Origin of the sequence: Streptomyces canus (genome assembly GCF_041435015.1) — a bacterium.
GTDB lineage: Bacteria > Actinomycetota > Actinomycetes > Streptomycetales > Streptomycetaceae > Streptomyces > Streptomyces canus_G.
Genome location: NZ_CP107989.1, coordinates 96,350 through 114,005, shown reverse-complemented (window position 1 = coordinate 114,005; position 17,656 = coordinate 96,350). Strand labels below are relative to the sequence as shown.

Genomic DNA, 17,656 nt, shown 5'->3' with positions numbered 1-17,656 from the left:
ATCCGCACCGCCTAAGGCAGCAGTAAAATCGACACCGTCGCCCGCTCCATCGGACGTACACCCGACAGCCGCCGCACCCGCCCGCCGTCTACACCCGAGGCCTCATGACCGAGGACATCTGCGGCGATCTGGCTTCGACTGTGTGCAGCAGACCCAGTTGGCCGAGTGGGGTGACCCATTTGGCGATCACCAGAGCATGATCTGATCGCGCGTTTCGGTCCCGCCTGGAGCAGTTCGGTGGCTCTGCTTGAATCCGGTGGTTCGTCAGGTGATTGGTCAGTAGCGTGAAGGTCTTGATGACGGAGACCTGGGACACGATCGCTGATTGGTATGCCGAGCGGGTGCGGACCGGCTCGGCGATGCACGAATTTGCCGTCGACGCTCTCCTCGATGGGCTTCCTGCCGACCTTCAGGGGCAGCGCATCGTGGATCTCGGGTGCGGGGAAGGGCTCATCACACGCGCCCTGGCCCTGCGAGGTGGGTCCGTTGTCGGTATCGACCCGTCCCCTCGCATGGTCGGCCATGCCCGGGCCGCCGAGGAGGCCACCCCGAGTGGTGCTCGCTATGACGTGGACGACGGGGGTTCGCTGGCCACTGTCGCGACGCGCAGTGTGGAGTGGGTGACCGCTGGGCTGTCCTTGAACAACGTGCCCGACCTCGCAGCCGCGATCCGTGCTGTGCGGCGGGTCCTGGTGCCCGGAGGGCATCTGGTCTTCACCGTTCCGCACCCGTGCTTCGAAGCGCCGCATGCGCGGTGGAACGATGGCGCGGACGAGCCGCCGGGCCGTGTGGTGGGGGACTACCTCGCGGACGGATTCTGGCGCTCGGCCAACCCCGATGGCGCCCGTCGGGCCGGCAACCAGCACCGCATGCTCTCCACCTATGTGACCAGCCTGGTTGAGCACGGGTTCGTCATCGGCAGGCTCGCGGAGCCGGTTCCCGACGCGCAGGTGATCGCCGAGCAGCCCCTGCCAGCCGGGCTGCCGCCCTTCCTGCTCATCAGCGGTCTGCGGAGTTGAGCTCCACGGCCCCTGGGCACCCGCGGTGTGAACGTGAAGGCCCCGGCTGGACGGGGGAGACCAGCCGGGGCCGTGGGTGGTGGCGTGCGGAGGGCGGTCGCCTCTCGGCGGGGTGCTCCATGGGGCTTCAGCCGGACGATCGTCCCCATGGGCGGAAGGTGAGGCCCGGGGACACTGTCCCCTCCGCAGCCACATATGGATGAACGGTCAACTGTCGCGAGTTGTTCCCGCCCAGACTCCGGCGGAGGTTGTGAGCTGCGCAACATGCCTTACTGGAGCCCCAGTTGAAGTAGTCGCGGGTTGGCCGAGGACCGCAAGGCGGGCCGTGCACCCGTGCACCATTGGGTGGTGATGGGAGAGCATCGGCGGCTGGTGACTGGCGGCGCTTCACGAGTGCTGCGGGGACTGGATCGTCGGGGCGCCTCGCGGATGCGGTGTGGTGCGCTCGGTGTGGTGCCGGACGCCGCGAGATCCGGTTGACGTTGTCGTCGATCTGGAAGTTGGCCATCACCCGTGCAGGCCGTAGATCCCGCCGATGGTCGCGAAGTCAGGGCGGTGACCACGTCGCGCGTGCTGTTCAGCGGTGTGGATCGTTGGAAGGATCATGCAGACCAAATCGGTGACGCGGCCGGTCAGTGGCCTCCGTTGTCGTCGGAGCCCTGAGCCAGGGGGCAGCTATCGCGCATTATTGTTCGTTCTCGTGAGGCTGGCCCCCCTGGTGGGGAGTGGTGAGTCGTGACGCCGGGCGTGGTCGACGCGCGAGCTATCGATCTGCCTGCGGTGCGGCGCCAAGTCGATGGAGTGCTTGAGAACTTCTTGGCCGAGAAGGCTCGTGCGGGGGCTGGCCGGGGGCTTCCGCCGGAGGTGGTGCAGACCGTACGCGACTTCCTGACAGCCGGCGGGAAGCGGATCCGGGCGCTGTTGTGCGTGGTGGGCTGGCACGCCGCCGGTGGCCATGGTGATGCGGCGTCGGCGGTGCGGGTGGCGGCGTCGCTGGAGTTGTTCGTGGCCTTCGCACTCATCCACGACGACATCATGGACGACTCGGCCAGCCGCCGCGGCCGACCCGCGGTCCACCGCGTGATGCGTGCCCGGCTGGGAGCTGGCGAGCGGGCCGCGCGGCTGGGTGCGGGCGGCGCGTTGCTGGTGGGCAACCTGGCCCTGATGTGGGCGCAGGAACTGCTGCACACCACCCCGATCGAGTCCGGCCGGCAGCGGCTGCTCCATGGGCTGTATGACGCGATGCTGGAGGAGGTGATGTACGGGCAGTACCTGGACGTCATGGGTAGCAGCCATGGTGCTGATGACGTCGAGGCCGCCTTGCGGATCATCCGCTACAAGACCGCCACCGCGACGATCGAGCGGCCCCTGCAACTGGGGGCTGCCGTCGCCGGGGCCGACGAGGCCACGATGGAGGTCTTCACCCGGCTGGGCTTGCCGCTGGGGGAGGCGTTCCAGCTGCGGGATGACCTGCTGGACGTCTTCGGCAGCCCGGACGGCGCATGCGCTCCGGGCCTGAGTGACCTGCGGGAGGGCAAGCGGACTGTGCTGCTGGCCCTGGCCCTGCAGAACGCTGACCCGGTCCAGCGGAAGCGGCTTGGCCAGCTGGTGGGCCGTGCCGACCTCCAGGAGCGTGACGCGGCGGAGATCCGGGACCTCCTGCTCGCGACGGGTGCACGACAGGAGACCGAGCGGATGATCGCTTCCCGCTACGAACACGTCCTGCGTGTCCTGGACGGGGCCGGCTTCCCGCAGTCCGCGGATCGTGCTCTGCGTGGCCTGGCGGTCAAGGCCACCCAGTACACCTCCTGACCCGTGCTGCGACCGCAGCCCCAGGACACCGAACGTCAGCCACGTCTACAGCAGTGTCACCCGACCCCCGAGCAGGAAGATCTCGTGATGACCGAGCAGGTTCTCGATCGTGTCGCCGGATATGAGCGCTGGTTCCACACGCTCTTCGCGGAGTACTTCGACACCTTGAGCGACCGGCTGGATGCGCCGTCGTTCAGCCGCTTTACCCCGGAGTGCCTGCGGTTGCTGCGGGAGTTGTCCTTGCGGGGCGGGAAGCGGATGCGGGTCGTTTTGCTGCATGAGGCGGCGCGTCTGGTGACGGACGAACCGTTGGAGGGACTAGAGGCTGCGGCGCTGAGTATCGAGCTGCTGCAGACCCACGCCCTGGTGCACGACGATCTCATCGACGACAGCCCCACCCGCCGCGGCGGCCAGTCCACCTACTACGCCTACCGTGAGCGGTTTCCCGGCCGGCCGCAGGCGGCACTTGGCTTGACCGTGCTCGCGGGGGACCTCGCCCTCGCCCTGTCGCTGCGGGCGCTGATGGAGGCGAGGGTGCCCGTGGCGGTGCGGCAGGCCATGGTCGAAGTGCAGACGCGGGCCGCGGCCGACACGTTCGTGGGCCAGATCGTCGACCTGGAACGCGACTTCGCCGCCGCGCCGGACGAGGAGGTCCTGCACAGCGTGGCCGACTACAAGTCCGCCCGCTACTCGATTCTCGCGCCCCTGCAGCTCGGGCTCATGGCCGCAGGCGAGCAGCCGGCGCTCTTCGAGAAGGAGCTGCGGGAGTACGCGCGGCTAGTGGGGATCTGCGGACAGATGCGCGACGACTACCTGGATCTGTTCGGGGACTCGTCCGTCATGGGCAAGCCGACCGGCACCGACATCCGCGACGGCAAGCACAGCTACACGGTCAGCGCCCTGCTGGCCGCCGGCGGGGACGCCGAGCGTCGCGTGGTGGAGGCCGCACTCGGCAATCCGTCCTGCCCGCCGGAGACCATCGCCGCCGTCCGGGAGATCGGCGAACGCTGCGGTGTAGCGGACCGACTGAGAACCGACATGCACCGCCACGCGCTGCAGGCGTCTGCGGTGGCTGCCGGCTGGCGGTCACGGTGGAGGGAGGAGGCGGTCACCTTCTTCGAGCAGTTGCCGCTGTGGAGCGTCAACCGCACCAGGTGACCGGCCCGTTCAGGCGCCTATGGGGTACTGCCTTGGGGTGGCGGGGTCGAGTGCGTCAGCTCCGTGACGGCCTGGCGCCAGCGTTCGGGAATGCTGTCGGCGCCGGGAAGGGCGGTGTCGATGCGGAAGGAGACGCTGGTGGTGTCTTCGTACGTCGTCGCCACGACGGCCAGGGGGACGCCGGGCGGGCAGCACATGATGGGGTCGATGCGGTGCACCGCCGCCTCCCGGTAGTGCAGAGGATGGCGTACCACGAGGTAGGAGGCGCAGATGGTGAGCCGGCCCGGGACGGTGCTCGCGTCCACGAGGAGCTGGAGCAGCCTCCGGGGAAGCCGAGTGAGGGCCGCTCTCAGCACCGTCTTGTGTCCGGCGGACTTCAGCACAGAGGTGACGGCCCGCGTGCGTGCCAGGCGCCGGTGCACCGGCATGGTGCCGCCGGGCAGATCGATCCGGGTCAGGAACAGTCGGTTGCCGGGCACCGCGACTTCGTCGGGCGCGCGCACGTTGACGGGGACCATCACAGGGATCGCCGTGCCGGTGGCGCGGGGCCAGGCATCCTTGGCCCACTGGGTGATCGCGTGGACCACAGTGGTGAGGTAGACGTCGTTGATGCTGGCCCCGCCGGCGCGGGCAGCGGCGCGCAGACCGGCGGAGGGTGCCTGGGCCCACAGCAGGTGGCGGCGGCTCGACAGCGGGTGCGAGGCGGATTGCCACACGCGATGCCGGCGCGCGTGCCGCAGCAGGGTCAGGGTGCTGCGGGCGGTTTGGCGCAGGCCGGCCCGTGGGGTCCGGGAGGCGTCCCGGGCGGGCGCGGGGAGTTGGTCGGGCAGCGGGCGCGGACCGAACAGCGCCTCCATTACCGCGACGATGTTGGCGCCGTCCTGAATGGCGTGGTGGCTGAGATAGAGCAGAGCAGACCCGTCGGGCACGTGACCGTGCAGCAGGGTCATGCGCCAGGCCGGGGATTCCTCCGGCCACGGCGCTCTCAGCGCGAGACACACTGCCGCCTCGAGAGCCTGCGGATCGCCGCCGACGTGTTGGGCGCGGATGTGCCAGGTCATGTCCGGGTCGGCCGGCTTCCACTGTGCGGTCGGTCCGTTGCCGGCCAGGACGTGCGTCAGACAGGGCAGGTCGTCGAGACGGGCGGTGACGTACTCGCGCAGGCCGGCGAGATCGGGCACGGCGCCGCTCAGGTGCAGTACTGCCCCGATCCTCGCGTTGGCGTCCGGATGCTCCGCAAGCTGTTCAGCCTTGACCAGGACGAGATCGGCGGGGCTGGGAGCCGGGAATGGGTTCATGCCCATCACCTCACGAGGTCGAAGACGGGTGAGCTGACGGCCGCGCCGATGAGGAACCCGACGCCGACCTGGCCGGCGGTGTGGCAGCGCAGCCGGACGCGGGAGCAGCCGATCAGCACCACCACGGGAGCCAGCACGAGCAACCAGGGGCCGAAGACCGTGGCGAGGATGGTGAGGGCGCCGGAGGCGACGGCGGAGTGCACCGACACCTTCCAGAAGAAGGTGATCACCAGGAGGGCGAGGAGAACGGTGAGCATAGCCGTCACCAGGGCCGTCACCTCGACGGGAGCATCCAGCTCATACAGCAGTGTGGTGCCGGTGAAGACCGAGGCCATCACCCCTGGGGCCGCCACGATGCGGTCTTGCCGACGGCGCACATGCCGGTCTCCCCAGTACTGGCGGTGCTCGCCGAACCGAAGGATCAGCGTGGGCAGTACCGCGGTGAACACCGCCGCGACCACGCCCCAGCCGATGCCGGCCCATCCCTCGGCGTGCCAGCCCAGCAGCGGGGCCAGGAGGAGCATCCAGTTCCGGGGCTCGCCGCCGTCGCTGAGCAGCCACGCCCAGCGCGCCTCCGTTCGAGGCACCGCCTCCTGCACCGCCAGGCTCCCTTGGCCGGGCGGCGCGGCTGATGCGACCGGTGAAGCAGCCGCAGCCTCGTTGTCCGGCACCCTGAAAGCCCCCGTCCCTCGAATGATCACGCCGTCGCCGTACGTGGCGTTCGCCGTCCAAACGACATTCGCAGCGGTTCGGTCACGACACCGGCGCAGCCTGCTCGACGCCCGTCGACGGTGCTGTGGCCCCCGCGCGCGGGACGCGGGTGCGGGTCCGGGCGGCGAAGGCGGCGATGCCCAGCGCGGCCATGCCCAGCGCCCAGCCTCCCCCCAGCAGGAGGCAACTGGCCGGCACCACCTGCAGACCGGCGGCCGCCACCGAGGTCTGCACGGCTGCGTAGGCCGGCAGCAAACGCACCACGAGACTGTCCGCGTCCGGGTTGATCAGCGGGTTCTGCAGCACCAGATCAATAGAACTGATCATGATGGCGAGGAACATGCCGGCCAGCTCGCTGCGCACCACGGCCGCCAGCACCATCCCGATTCCGCCGTAGACCACGGCGCCGCTGAACATGCCCACGGCGAGCACCAGGGGCTGCTCAGGGCGCCAGAACAAGTGCATCCAGACGGTGGTGTAGGCAGCGACCACGGCCGCGACCAGAAGGAGCGCACTGCACTTGGCGAGCGCGAGACCCGACCGGGGAAAGCCGGCACGCACCAGGCGCTGATCGAACGGCGCGGAGCGGACCGTGGCGACGAACATCATGAACGCGATGACCAGCGACAGGGCCTGCAGCGCACCGTTGATCTGGAGCAGGATGTTGCCGTCCAGGACCACCGTGCGGCCGACCGGACGGATCCGAAACCGCAAGGGGGCAGACGCCACCACCGTGAACGCCAGCGTGGTCCACAGCGGCACGAACAAGACCACGATGAGCAGCGCCAGCCGGTTCCGCGCCTGCTCGATCAGCGCGAACCGCACGGCCGTACGGAAACAGGACCACCACCGCGTCATACCGGCGCCATCCCCACTTCGGTCTGTTCCGTCTCCTGCAGTACGCCGGCCTCAAGGCGGTACAGGGTGTCCAGGCGGGAGGCGTCGTAGGCAAGGTGGGAGACCACCAGTACCGCGCAGCCCCGGTCCCGCAAGTCGGCTGCCAAATCCCAGAACCGCAGGTAGGTCTCCCAGTCGAAGCCCTGATACGGCTCGTCCAGGAGCAGCACCTGAGGGTCGTGCATCAGGGCAAGAACCAGGTTGAGTTTCTGGCGTGTGCCGCCGCTGAGCGCGGCCACCCGATCGTGTCGGTAGTCGCTGAAGTTCAACCGCTCCAACAACTCGAAGGCCCTGGTCAGGCTGCTGATGCCGTAGGCGCTCTGGAAGAACTGCAAGTGCTGCTCGACGGTAAGAGCCTGGTGGAGCACGGTGTCCTGCGGGCAACTGCCCAACAGGCCAGCCCGCTCCACTTCGCCACTGTCAGCGCCGAGATCTCCGGCCAGGATGCGCAGCAGCGTGCTCTTGCCGGCGCCGTTCTCACCGACGATGCCCGCCAGTTGACCCGCAAGAAGGTCAAGCGACACTCCGCGCAGGACAGGACGCTGCCGGTAGCCCTTCCGCACACCTCGCACCCGCAGCACCGGGTCACGCGAGCTCACCATCGCACCCTCCACAAAGTTGCGCTCCCCTGGCCCAGCTGTTCTCGAGGCCGCTGTCCGACCGAATGCAGTCACTTCTCGGTTTCCAACGGTCCGACAGCTCACTCAAGGTCCGGTGATGCCCGGACCAAACCCAGTCCTGCAACGATCACGACATCCCACAGGACACGAATGGATACACGTCGCATCGGTGCTGACTGAGTGCGTTCGAAGGGGGCGTGATGGGCCGAACCTGGGAGTCGCATCGGGCAGCGCCATGGCCCGTTGGTGACACAGGCCGCTGTCAGTGAAACCAAGGTGCTTCGGCGGGCATCGGTCGGGTACCGTGCGGGCCATGTCGAGTCCTGAGTCAGACAAGGTGGGGGCTTTCGGTCACGCCGTCAGCCCCCTGAACCACTGAGCTCGTAAGCCCTGACGTCGCGCCGCATTCTGCGGCCGGGCGAGTGTGCCTTGGGGCTGGCCGCGGTGACGAGATGACCTTCTCGTGCCTCTCCTCACCTCGGAGCCACTCGATGCCTCTCCCGCTGTACCTGCTCGCCATGGCCGTCTTCGCCATGGGCACCTCGGAATTCATGCTCGCCGGCCTCCTGCCGGACATCGCCTCAGACCTCGATGTCCCAGTAGCGACAGCCGGCACACTCAGCTCGGCCTTCGCGGTCGGCATGATCGTCGGCGCTCCCCTTGTGGCCGCGCTTGCCCGCACGTGGCCCAAGCGCTCCAGCCTTTTCGGGTTCATCCTCACTTTCGCGGCAGCACACGCCGTGGGCGCCGTCACCACCAGCTTCCCCATCCTGTTCACCACCCGAGTCGTCGCCGCGCTCGCGAACGCAGGATTCCTTGCCGTCGCGCTGACGGCTACCGCCACGCTGGTCTCACCGGAAAAGAAGGGACGCGCGCTGGCGGTACTGCTGTCAGGCACGACGGTGGCCACGATCGCCGGTGTCCCTGGCGGATCGGTGCTCGGCACGTTGCTCGGCTGGCGCACCACATTCTGGGCCGTCGCCGCTCTCTGCCTGCCGGCGGCTCTCCGCATCCTGAAGGCAATCCCAGCAGGACGTGATGAGGATGGGGCGACTGGCAGGCCGGCGTTGCGAGCGGAGCTCGCCCAGCTCACAAGCCAGCCATTGATCCTGGTGATGCTGCTTGGCGCACTGGTGAACGCGGCAACTTTCGCAAGCCTCACCTTCCTCGCTCCCGTGGTGACCGCCAGCGCCGGGCTGGGGGAGTTGTGGATCTCTGTCGCTCTGGTGCTCTTCGGTGCCGGTTCCTTCGTGGGCGTCACCGTCGCCGGCCGGCTGTCCGACCGGCGTCCCGGTCCGGTCCTCGCAGTCGGCGGCCCGCTGCTGCTCATCGGCTGGCCGGCCCTGGCGATGCTGGCCAACATGCCGGTCGCCCTGTTCATCCTCGTGTTCGTGCAGGGCGCGTTGTCGTTCGCGCTGGGCAGCACGCTGATTACGCGGGTCCTCTACGAGGCCGCGGGAGCCCCCACCATGGCCGGCTCGTATGCGACCGCGGCGCTCAACGTGGGCGCCGCCGTCGGCCCCGTCATCGCTGCGGCCAGCCTCAGCACCGAAGCCGGGACCCTCGGGCCGCTCTGGGCGAGCGGACTCCTCGTCGCGGTCGCGCTGCTCATCGCGTTCCCCCTCCTCACCGCCATCACGGCCGGCCGGAGCACCGAGGTGCCCCGGTGACACACGCGAACGCCCCCTGGAACATCAAAGGAGGGCGAAGGCTCGGGGAGCGCTGCCGCACTCGTCCGGTCGCGCACGTCGATCGCCTGCGCGGGGTTGCCGCGGGTGGTCAGCTGCATGTACCCGGCGTCCTTGCTCCGGAACTGGTGCTCCTGCGCGGTCGTGCCGTTGCAGGCGTACCGCTGGATTGCCGTCCCGTTCGTTGTGGCTGCCGAACGGGCGTCCACGCACGTGCCGTTGCCGCCCGTTCTGAACGGTGTACCAGGCCGTCTCGGAGATCTGGTCGCCGGTCGGTGGCGTCGTGGTGCCGCCTCCGCCCAGCCACTTGAGCCCGTCAAGCAGGAACCGGTTCTGCATCGCGCTCGCGAACGTCGACGAGAGCCGCGTGTTGGTCGCGTAGTTCATCGCGTTGTGGCCGAAGTTCGCGTACAGCATCTTGTACTTCGTGTTGGTCCACAGGGTCGGGTAATAGCCGCTGTACCAGGACTGGTTGGGGTCGGTGCCGACCGGGAAACTGCTGGGGTCGATCGATGCCAGGATCTTGATGTCCGGGTTCTGCCGCAGGTCCTTGGACCAGCTGTACCACTCGCTGACCGACGAGGTGAATGTGGCCGGCAGGTTCACGGTGGCCGGGCTCGTGTGGTCCTCCACCTTCAGGGTCACCGCGGTCGGCCCCCAGGTGTTGGACGCGAAGTCGCCTGACCCCAGGAATGTGTTGTGGTACCAGGACCAACTTGCCGCGTCGGTCGTGAACGCCGAGACATGGAAGCCCATGAAGCCGCCCCCACCCCTCATGTACGCCTCGAAACCCGAACGTTGGGCGGACCTATGCGGCAGATCGCCCAGAAACAGGACGACTTGGTAGGAGTTGACCCCGCCGTTGGCGAGCAGGTCCCAGTTGGTACTGGCCGTGTAGGTGAAGCCGTTGGCGGACGCCTGCTGCGGGAACCAGACGTTCGCCTCCTTGTCGAAGTCGATGTGCGCCGCGTCGTAAGTGCCGCTGTAAAGGGCGAGGACCTTGAACGGGGTCGCGGCGGTGCCCGCCTGCGCAACGGGCGGTACGGCCGAGAGGCCCAGCAGCGTGGCCAGCAGGAGCAGGACCCGCAGGAGCGCGCGGGTGGAGCCGGATCGGACGGTGGTCATCTTCTGGTCGATCCTTTCCGTGTGGTCAAGGGGGAGTTGCTCAGGGGGCGTGGGCTGCCGTGGTCGGACGGCTCGCTGATGGCCGGTTGCTTTTCACCTGGTGGCAACCGCCGCCATGGGCGCTCTCGGCAGGGATGGAGGCCGGGCGATCCCCTCCGTCGGAGCAGGGACGCTTCCGTCGTGAGGGGAGTCGGGGTTCGGGTGCGGAGTGTGTGCGTCAGCCGGTGTACCGGGCGAAGATGCTGGTGAACTGCCAGTTGCTCTGGCTCAGGCCTGAGCTGGTGTCGTCGTTCGGGTAGGCACCCGGGCAGGGGCGGTCACGGTTCGCGGACCAGAACGTCAACCGCGCCAGGTGGTGGGCCTGTGCGTAGCTGAGGATGGTCTGGAAGTCGGTGGTGGTGACGGTTTCGTTGTCGTCGGTGATGCCGTTCATCGACGAGATGCCCATGGCGCGGTAGGCCGCGTCGTCGCTGTAGCCGTACGCGTTCTTCAGCCCCTCGGCCGCCCGCTGGGTGAGGGTGCCCATGTTCTGGCCCGGGCCGCCGAAGTCGAACGGCATGATCGTCCAGGCGTCCACGGTCAGCCCGCGACGGCCGTGTACGCCGTCAGTTGTCGCGAGGCGGTGGCCTCCATGGCCGACGAGTGCAGGGCTCGCCCGCGTTGATTGATGCGTTCATCGCATGGACAGATCTCGGTTTGATGCTGGACACCGATCCGGTGGTGCTTCGAAACTCTCGCGTAACACCTCGGCTTGCCCTTGCCCGACTCCGCCCCGCCGCCGAGGGCCCGTCCTCGAGAAAGCGAGCGCCGCCATGCCGGCAGTTCTGGGCTTCGCCACGATCGCCGTCCTCCCGCTGGTCACCATGACCCAAAGGGCCTCGGTACTGGTCGCGCTGGTCCTGCTTCCGGTGCTGGGGGCGCTCATCGGCGGCTTCGCGGACGATCTGGGCGAGTGCATGTGAACCGTCGAGCATTCGTTGAAGAGGAGCCCGCATGGAGTTAACTCGGACATCGGTACGACGTCGCAGGAAAGGCCGGTTGCGCCGCTCCGGCCTGATCGCGGGAGCGAGCGCGATGCTCCTCGCCGCCGGCACGGCCGTGGCCCCCGGCGCCTCGGGCGCGGGTGACGCCCGGGGCACCGGCAGCGCGTCTCCCCGCGTCGCCACCCTCATCGCGAGGATGTCGCTGGACGAGAAGTTGTCCTTCGTCCATGGAGGCACCGATCCCCGTAAACTCGGCCAGGCCGGATACATCCCCGGGGTTCCTCGCCTCGGCATCCCCGAACTGCGGCTCACCGACGGGCCGGCGGGCGTCCGGGTCAACGCGCACGCCACCGCGATGCCGGCGCCGGTCGCGCTCGCCTCGTCCTTCGACGACCGGCTGGCCCGTACGTTCGGCCAGGTCATCGGACACGACGGCCGTGCGCTCGGCCAGGACGTGCTGCTCTCCCCGATGACGAACATCATCCGGGTGCCGTACGCGGGGCGGAACTTCGAGACCTTCAGCGAGGACCCGCTGCTCAGCTCCCGCATGGTGTCCGGCGAGATCGCGGGCGTGCAGAGCCAGGGCCTGATCGCCACCGTCAAGCACTACGCGGAGAACAACCAGGAAGACAACCGCATGGGGGTGAACGTCAACGTCGACGAACAGACCCTGCGTCAGATCGAGCTGCCCGCCTTCGAGGCCGCGGTCAAGGCCGGCGCCGGTGCGGTGATGTGCTCGTACAACTCGGTGAACGGCAAGCACGGCTGTGCCAGCGACGAACTGCTCGACTCGATCCTCAAAGAGCAGTGGGGCTTCAAGGGTTGGGTCATGTCGGACTGGGGCGCGGCCCACGCGACGACCGACATCGTGAACGGCCTTGACCAGGAGATGCCGAGCGGCGTCTTTCTGGGCGACGAACTGAAGACCGCGATCACGAACGGCACCATTCCGGTCTCGGAGCTGAACGACGCGGTCGCCCGCATCCTGGGCCAGATGAATAAATTCGGTCTCCTCGACGGCGCCGCGGGCCGACGGCCCGCGCGCGACCCGAAGGGCGGCGCCCAGATCGCGCAGAAGGTGGCCGAGTCCGGCTCCGTCCTGCTGAAGAACACCAGCAAGGCCCTTCCGCTGACCGGCAAGGACACCAGCATCGGACTCATCGGCCCCACGGCGAAGACGCCGAAGGTCACCGGCGGCGGCAGCTCCTACGTCGTACCGGACTCCGCGTCCTCGCCGCTGGCCACCATCACGCAGCGGGCCGGCCGGAATGCCAGGGTGCGCTACGCCGCCGGCGGCGACAACACCGGCGCCCCCATTCCCGCGACGGCCCTCAACCCCGCCCTGCCGGTCGGCTCGGACGGCACGATCCCCGTCACACCGGACGACTCCTTCAACTACAGCGGCACCCTCACCGTGCCGGCCGACGGCGACTATTCCTTCGTCTACGACCTTCCCGCGGCATACGGCACGCTGAAGATCGACGGCAAGAGCGTCATCACCGGCTTCCTGGGCTCCAGCACCGCCAACGTGCACCTGACGGCGGGAACGCACAGCATCGCGGCCGGCGCCTCCGCGATCCAGGGCGCACCGACCAAGATCCGGCTGAACTGGGTCACCCCGCAGGCCGCGCGGGCCGCCCGGGAGCAGGCCGTGGCCCTGGCCCGCCAGGTGAAGACCCCTATCGTCTTCGCCTACGACGACGGTACCGAGGGCTTCGACCGGAAGAGCCTCTCCCTGCCGGCCGACCAGAACGGGCTCATCTCCGCCGTCGCCGACGCCAACCCGAACACGATCGTCGTCCTCAACACAGGATCGTCGGTCACCATGCCATGGCTGTCCAAGGTCAAGGCGGTGCTCGACACGTACTACCCCGGGGAAAACGGGGCCGAGGCCACCGCCCGGCTGCTCTACGGCGACGTGAACCCGTCGGGCAAGACCACCCAGACGTTCCCCGCGAGCGAGTCCGCCACACCGGTCGCCGGCGACCCGCTCAGGTACCCGGGAGTGGACAACCAGGAGAACTACTCCGAGGGCGTCTACGTGGGCTACCGCTGGTACGACAAGGAGAAGGCCGCCCCGCTGTTCCCCTTCGGTCACGGCCTGTCGTACACCTCCTTCGCCTACCGCGACCTCGCGGTACGGCAGAGTCACGGCGGGGTGACCGTCTCGTTCACCCTGAAGAACACCGGCACCCGTGACGGCGACGAGGTCGCCCAGGTCTACGTCGGTGCGAGCCCGAAGACCACCGCGCCGCAGGCGGTGCGCTCGCTCGGCGGCTACGAGAAGGTGCATCTGCGCGCCGGTGAGTCGAAGACCGTACGCATCCGGGTCGACGCCCAGCAGTTGAAGTACTGGAAGACGTCCTCCCACGCCTGGGTGCTCGGCACCGGGCACCGGGAGGTGTGGGTCGGCTCCTCGTCGCGGACGCTCCCCCTGCACGGCGGGGTCGACGTCACGCACTGACCGTACGCGGCTCGCACTGTCAACCGGGTGCCGAGCCGCGTCTGATGCCGGGCCCGCCCAGGCCCGGCTCCCTCCCCAACCACCTAGAGTGGCCGGCCGCGCCGCCGCGGCCGGCACCCGGCCAGAGAGGTTCTCATCCGTGACTGTCAGCAGAATCCGCAGTGTCCTGGGCGGCGCGTTAGTCATGTCCCTCGCCGTCGTCGGGCTGCTGCCCGCGACGGCTTCCGCGAGTGCGCCGACCGTGGTGCCCACCGACAAGGGCGCTGTGCGCGGCGCCACCTCGAAGGGCGTCGAGAGGTTCCTCGGCATCCCCTACGCGGCGGCGCCCACCGGCTCCCTGCGCTGGAAGCCGCCGCGGCCCGCAGCGCGGTGGACCGGCGTCCGGGAGGCGGCCGACTTCGGCAATCCCTGCCCCGTACTGCCCAGCGGCAACGGACCACGCAGCGAGACCGAGGACTGCCTCGACGTCAACGTGTGGCGGCCGTCGGGCATACGGGCCGGCGCCCGCCTTCCGGTGCACGTCTTCATCCACGGCGGTGGCCTGACCAACGGCAGCGGCTCGCAGAACGACGAGTCGGAGCTCGTCAAGGAGACGGGTGTCATCGGCGTCTCGCTCAACTACCGACTCGGCGCCTTCGGCTTCCTCGGCCTGCCCGCCCTCACCGAGGAGGGCGGCGAGTCCGGCAACTACGGGTTCATGGACCAGCAGGCCGCGCTGCGCTGGGTGCAGCGCAACATCGCCGCCTTCGGCGGGGACCCCGGTGAGGTCACCATCGACGGCGAGTCCGCGGGCGGCTGGTCCGTCTGCGGGCATCTGGTGTCGCCCGGCTCGCGAGGGCTGTTCGCCCGCGCCATGATCCAGAGCGGCTCCTGCACCAGCGGACCGCAGGCCCGGGCGGAGGCCGCCGGGACGGCGTTCGCCCGGCAGGCGGGCTGCGACGGCACGGCTCAGGCGGCCGTCCTCGACTGTCTGCGGTCAGCTTCGGTGGGTACGCTCCTCGACGCAAGCCGGAGCTTCTCGGCCGGCTTCGTGGACGGGACTGGGACGTTCCCGACCGGAGTGGGCGAGGCGCTGGACAGCGGGGGGTTCGCCCGTGTGCCCGTGGTCGTCGGCGCCACCCGTGACGAGGGCCGCACCTTCGCCGCGGGTTACATAGGCGCGGGCAAGGAGGCCTACCTCGCCTTCGTCCAGGGCATCGCCGGAGCCCGGGCCGACGAGGTCCTCGCCCGCTACCCCTGGCCCGATACGTCCGACCGGTTCACCGCGGCGTACCTCATCGGCGGGATCATGACCGACTCGGGGATGATCTCGGGGATCGGCGGGTGCGGACTCCGCTCGCTCGCCCGGACCCTCGAGAGGTACACCCCCACCTATGCGTACGAGTTCGACCACCGGACCGGGCCTGGCCTGACGCAGATCCCCGGCTACGTATGGGGGGCCGGCCACGCCGCGGAACTCGCCTACATCTGGCCCAGCTTCAACAACGGCACACCCATCGCCCCGCTGTTCAACGCCGACGAGCGCCGGCTCGCCCGCGAGATGACGCGGTACTGGGGCGCGTTCACGAAGACCGGCCGGCCGGCCGTCGCCGGGCAGACGATCTGGCCCGGCTATCACAGCGGCAAGGGCCTGATGCTGGCGCTGCGGGCGGGGGGCAGGAGTGCCCTGATCGACGACGACCGGTACTCGACGGAACACCAGTGCGCGTTCTGGGAGACGATGCCGGGCACACAACACTCCTGAGTAGGCCGGGGACTGGAAACGGAGCATCAGCCACCGTGCCAGTCCCCGTCCCTGCTCAAGGAGCAGGAACCACAGAGGAACCACTGAGGGACCACGGGACAGGAACCACCCGACAAAGACCCTGCGAGGCTGACGGTCGTGGTCTCCACGACGTCGGTCCGCGCGCCGGTCCATTGTGTCCCGGCGGATCGAACCGGGAACTGAGCCTGAGAGGGCGTTTCCTACGTGGTGAGGCGTCGTTGACCTCGGTATTGGGGCGGGGTACGTGGAGTTGGATTGTTGCGGACGGGTTGTGGGAGATCGCGAAGCCGCTGATCCCGCCGTCGAGAGTGCGGCCCCAGGGTGGCGGAACGCAGGACACGCCCGATGAGACGCTGTTCGCGGCCATCGTCTACGTCCTGGTCAGCGGCTGCGCCTGGCGCCAACTGCCGCCCTGCTTCGGGATATCGAAGTCGACCGCCCACCGCAGATTCCTGATCTGGTCGAGAGCCGGCGTCTGGGGCCGCCTGCACGAAGCCGTGCTGCACCGCCTCGACGACGCCGGCCTCATCGACGTCACCCGCGTCGTCCTCGACACCGCCCACGTTCGGGCTAAAAAAAGGGGGCGAACACACAGGTCCGAGCCCCGTGGACCGGAGTCGCGAGGACGACCCGTTGGTGCCCAACGCGGCGTCCGGCTACCACGACCGGGGCGCGGTGGAGGTGGTGGGCCCGGAGACCGGCGGAGGCTTCACGGTTCGGCCCGGTCGGGTCGCCGAACCCGCTTCAGGTCACCGTCACCACGACCGCCCCCACCCCCACCTGGACGGCCAACGGCCCGATAGACCGCGTGTATTCGTACGTCTTCGACGACGCCACCGCGCTCCCCGTCGACACGGACGGTGCGTTCACCTATACCTTCCACCGGGCGGGCGATCACGAGATCGACCGGTACGACCCGAGGGGCGGCCCCTACGACGAGACCGCCAGGCATGTCGTTGTCGGCGCCGACTACACGCCGGTCCCGCCCGTACGGCTCCTTGACACCAGGCACTCCATCGGGGTGACGACCACGACCCCCGTCGCGGCCGGAGCCGACCTCGTCCTGCCCATCCCGAGCGTCGCCGGCATCCCCGCCGCCGACATCAGCGCCGTCGTCGCCAACGTCACGGTGACGCAGCCGACTGCCGGCGGACATGTGACGGTCTACCCCGACAACGGCGCAAGCGTTCCGACGGCTTCGAACCTGAACTTCACGGCCGGACAGACGGTCCCGAACCTGGTGACGGTGCCGGTGGACGGCGGGGGAGTGGTGTTCCACAACGGCAGCAGCGGCACCGTTCACCTCCTGACGGACCTTCAGGGCTTCTACGGACGAGGCGGTTCCGGCTTCAAGCCCGTCTCTCCGGCCCGCGTCCTGGATACCCGTTCCGGTCTCGGCGCCTCCTCGGCGGGACCGATCGCCGCCCACGGCACCCTGGCCCTCATTCTGTCCGGGCGCCTGCCGGCAGATGCCACGGCCGCGGTACTCAACCTGACCGTCACCCGGCCGACCGATCACGGCTACCTCACCGCCTACCCCCACGCGGGCGCCGTACCAGGAGTGTCGAACCTCAACTTCACCGCCGGCCAGACGGCCGCCAACCTGGCCCTCGTACCCGTCGCCGGTGGCAAGGTCGACATCTTCAACGGCAGCGGCGGCACAGTCCAGGTCGTCGCCGACCTGGAAGGCTACTTCGGCTCCGCTGTCTCCGGAGCGAACCAGTCCTACGTCCCCGACGGGCCGGCCCGCATCGTCGACACCCGCTACGGCACGGGCGTCCCCAAGGCGCCCGTCCCGGCGGACAGCAGCATCAGCTTCTACCCCCACTGGTACCAGACCTGCAGTACCAGCTGCCCCCTGCCGGTCGGCGCGGTGCTCAACGTGACCGCGACACAGCCGCAGAAGAACGGGTTCCTCACCGTCTACCCCAACGAGCAGACGGTGCCGAACGTCTCCAACCTGAATTTCACGGCGGGCGCGACCGTGCCGAACCTGGTGTCGGTCGCCGACCCCGGCCTGATGATCGGTGTCTACAACCACAGCGGCGGCAGCGTGCAGGTCATCGTGGACGAGGAGGGCTACTACATCGCCCCGCAGACCTGGGCGGACTGAGCG

12 protein-coding genes and 3 pseudogenes are annotated in these 17,656 nt (G+C 69.0%); 9 read left to right on the top strand and 6 right to left on the bottom strand.

What is annotated here, in order from left to right:
- The first annotated feature begins 296 nt into the window (after window positions 1-296).
- The 3 genes from OG841_RS00560 to OG841_RS00550 all read left to right on the top strand — a co-directional run bounded on the left by OG841_RS00560 (window position 297) and on the right by OG841_RS00550 (window position 3,989).
- Window positions 297-1,019 (top strand): class I SAM-dependent methyltransferase, encoded by a 723-nt coding sequence (locus OG841_RS00560; RefSeq protein WP_371562482.1) that lies wholly within the window; start codon window positions 297-299, stop codon window positions 1,017-1,019.
- A 735-nt stretch (window positions 1,020-1,754) separates the two neighbouring features.
- A complete protein-coding gene (locus tag OG841_RS00555) occupies window positions 1,755-2,831 on the top strand; it encodes a polyprenyl synthetase family protein (protein ID WP_371562479.1) in 1,077 nt (358 codons plus the stop codon).
- 87 nt (window positions 2,832-2,918) lie between these two features.
- A complete protein-coding gene (locus tag OG841_RS00550; protein ID WP_371562476.1) occupies window positions 2,919-3,989 on the top strand; it encodes a polyprenyl synthetase family protein in 1,071 nt (356 codons plus the stop codon).
- A gap of 17 nt (window positions 3,990-4,006) precedes the next feature.
- Here OG841_RS00550 and OG841_RS00545 read toward each other — a convergent pair whose 3' ends face one another.
- From OG841_RS00545 to OG841_RS00530, 4 genes are all read right to left on the bottom strand, one after another.
- Window positions 4,007-5,287, bottom strand: a complete 1,281-nt coding sequence (locus tag OG841_RS00545) for a wax ester/triacylglycerol synthase domain-containing protein (RefSeq protein ID WP_371562474.1) — start codon at window positions 5,285-5,287, stop codon at window positions 4,007-4,009.
- Window positions 5,288-5,292: 5 nt separating this feature from the next.
- Window positions 5,293-5,874 (bottom strand): hypothetical protein, encoded by a 582-nt coding sequence (locus OG841_RS00540; protein WP_371562471.1) that lies wholly within the window; start codon window positions 5,872-5,874, stop codon window positions 5,293-5,295.
- A gap of 166 nt (window positions 5,875-6,040) precedes the next feature.
- Complete coding sequence (locus OG841_RS00535; protein WP_371562468.1) at window positions 6,041-6,823, bottom strand: ABC transporter permease; 783 nt, start codon at window positions 6,821-6,823, stop codon at window positions 6,041-6,043.
- Window positions 6,824-6,852: 29 nt separating this feature from the next.
- Window positions 6,853-7,497 carry an ABC transporter ATP-binding protein gene (locus OG841_RS00530; RefSeq protein ID WP_371562465.1) on the bottom strand — a complete coding sequence of 215 codons (645 nt, stop codon included), beginning with the start codon at window positions 7,495-7,497 and terminating at the stop codon, window positions 6,853-6,855.
- A gap of 509 nt (window positions 7,498-8,006) precedes the next feature.
- On the opposite strand from OG841_RS00530, the gene OG841_RS00525 reads away from it, so the two are divergent.
- Entirely contained in the window at window positions 8,007-9,185 is a 1,179-nt protein-coding gene (locus OG841_RS00525) for a Cmx/CmrA family chloramphenicol efflux MFS transporter (protein ID WP_371562462.1), read from the top strand.
- A 44-nt stretch (window positions 9,186-9,229) separates the two neighbouring features.
- Here OG841_RS00525 and OG841_RS00520 read toward each other — a convergent pair.
- Both OG841_RS00520 and OG841_RS00515 read right to left on the bottom strand, forming a co-directional pair.
- A pseudogene (locus OG841_RS00520) lies at window positions 9,230-10,328 on the bottom strand (ThuA domain-containing protein); the annotation flags it as partial.
- 217 nt (window positions 10,329-10,545) lie between these two features.
- Window positions 10,546-10,914: pseudogene (locus tag OG841_RS00515) on the bottom strand (chitinase); the annotation flags it as partial.
- A gap of 226 nt (window positions 10,915-11,140) precedes the next feature.
- Here OG841_RS00515 and OG841_RS00510 point away from each other — a divergent pair.
- From OG841_RS00510 to OG841_RS00490, 5 genes and pseudogenes are all read left to right on the top strand, one after another.
- On the top strand, window positions 11,141-11,290 hold the full coding sequence (locus OG841_RS00510) for a hypothetical protein (protein ID WP_371562459.1): 150 nt from the start codon (window positions 11,141-11,143) through the stop codon (window positions 11,288-11,290).
- A 76-nt stretch (window positions 11,291-11,366) separates the two neighbouring features.
- Window positions 11,367-13,775, top strand: coding sequence for a glycoside hydrolase family 3 C-terminal domain-containing protein (locus OG841_RS00505; protein WP_371562456.1), 2,409 nt, complete (start codon window positions 11,367-11,369; stop codon window positions 13,773-13,775).
- A 139-nt stretch (window positions 13,776-13,914) separates the two neighbouring features.
- Complete coding sequence (locus tag OG841_RS00500) at window positions 13,915-15,519, top strand: carboxylesterase/lipase family protein (RefSeq protein ID WP_371562452.1); 1,605 nt, start codon at window positions 13,915-13,917, stop codon at window positions 15,517-15,519.
- A 251-nt stretch (window positions 15,520-15,770) separates the two neighbouring features.
- Window positions 15,771-16,311, top strand: a pseudogene (locus tag OG841_RS00495) (transposase); the annotation flags it as partial.
- Window positions 16,312-16,348: 37 nt separating this feature from the next.
- Window positions 16,349-17,653, top strand: a complete 1,305-nt coding sequence (locus tag OG841_RS00490; RefSeq protein ID WP_371562449.1) for a hypothetical protein — start codon at window positions 16,349-16,351, stop codon at window positions 17,651-17,653.
- Window positions 17,654-17,656: the final 3 nt, after the last annotated feature.

Excerpts from the sequence above, each read along its gene's own strand:
- OG841_RS00560 (WP_371562482.1), top strand. The coding sequence starts at position 297 with ATGACGGAGACCTGGGACACGATCGCTGATTGGTATGCCGAGCGGGTG.
- OG841_RS00550 (WP_371562476.1), top strand. The coding sequence starts at position 2,919 with ATGACCGAGCAGGTTCTCGATCGTGTCGCCGGATATGAGCGCTGGTTC.
- OG841_RS00545 (WP_371562474.1), bottom strand. The coding sequence starts at position 5,287 with ATGAACCCATTCCCGGCTCCCAGCCCCGCCGATCTCGTCCTGGTCAAG.
- OG841_RS00530 (WP_371562465.1), bottom strand. The coding sequence starts at position 7,497 with ATGGTGAGCTCGCGTGACCCGGTGCTGCGGGTGCGAGGTGTGCGGAAG.
- OG841_RS00525 (WP_371562462.1), top strand. The coding sequence starts at position 8,007 with ATGCCTCTCCCGCTGTACCTGCTCGCCATGGCCGTCTTCGCCATGGGC.
- OG841_RS00510 (WP_371562459.1), top strand. The coding sequence starts at position 11,141 with ATGCCGGCAGTTCTGGGCTTCGCCACGATCGCCGTCCTCCCGCTGGTC.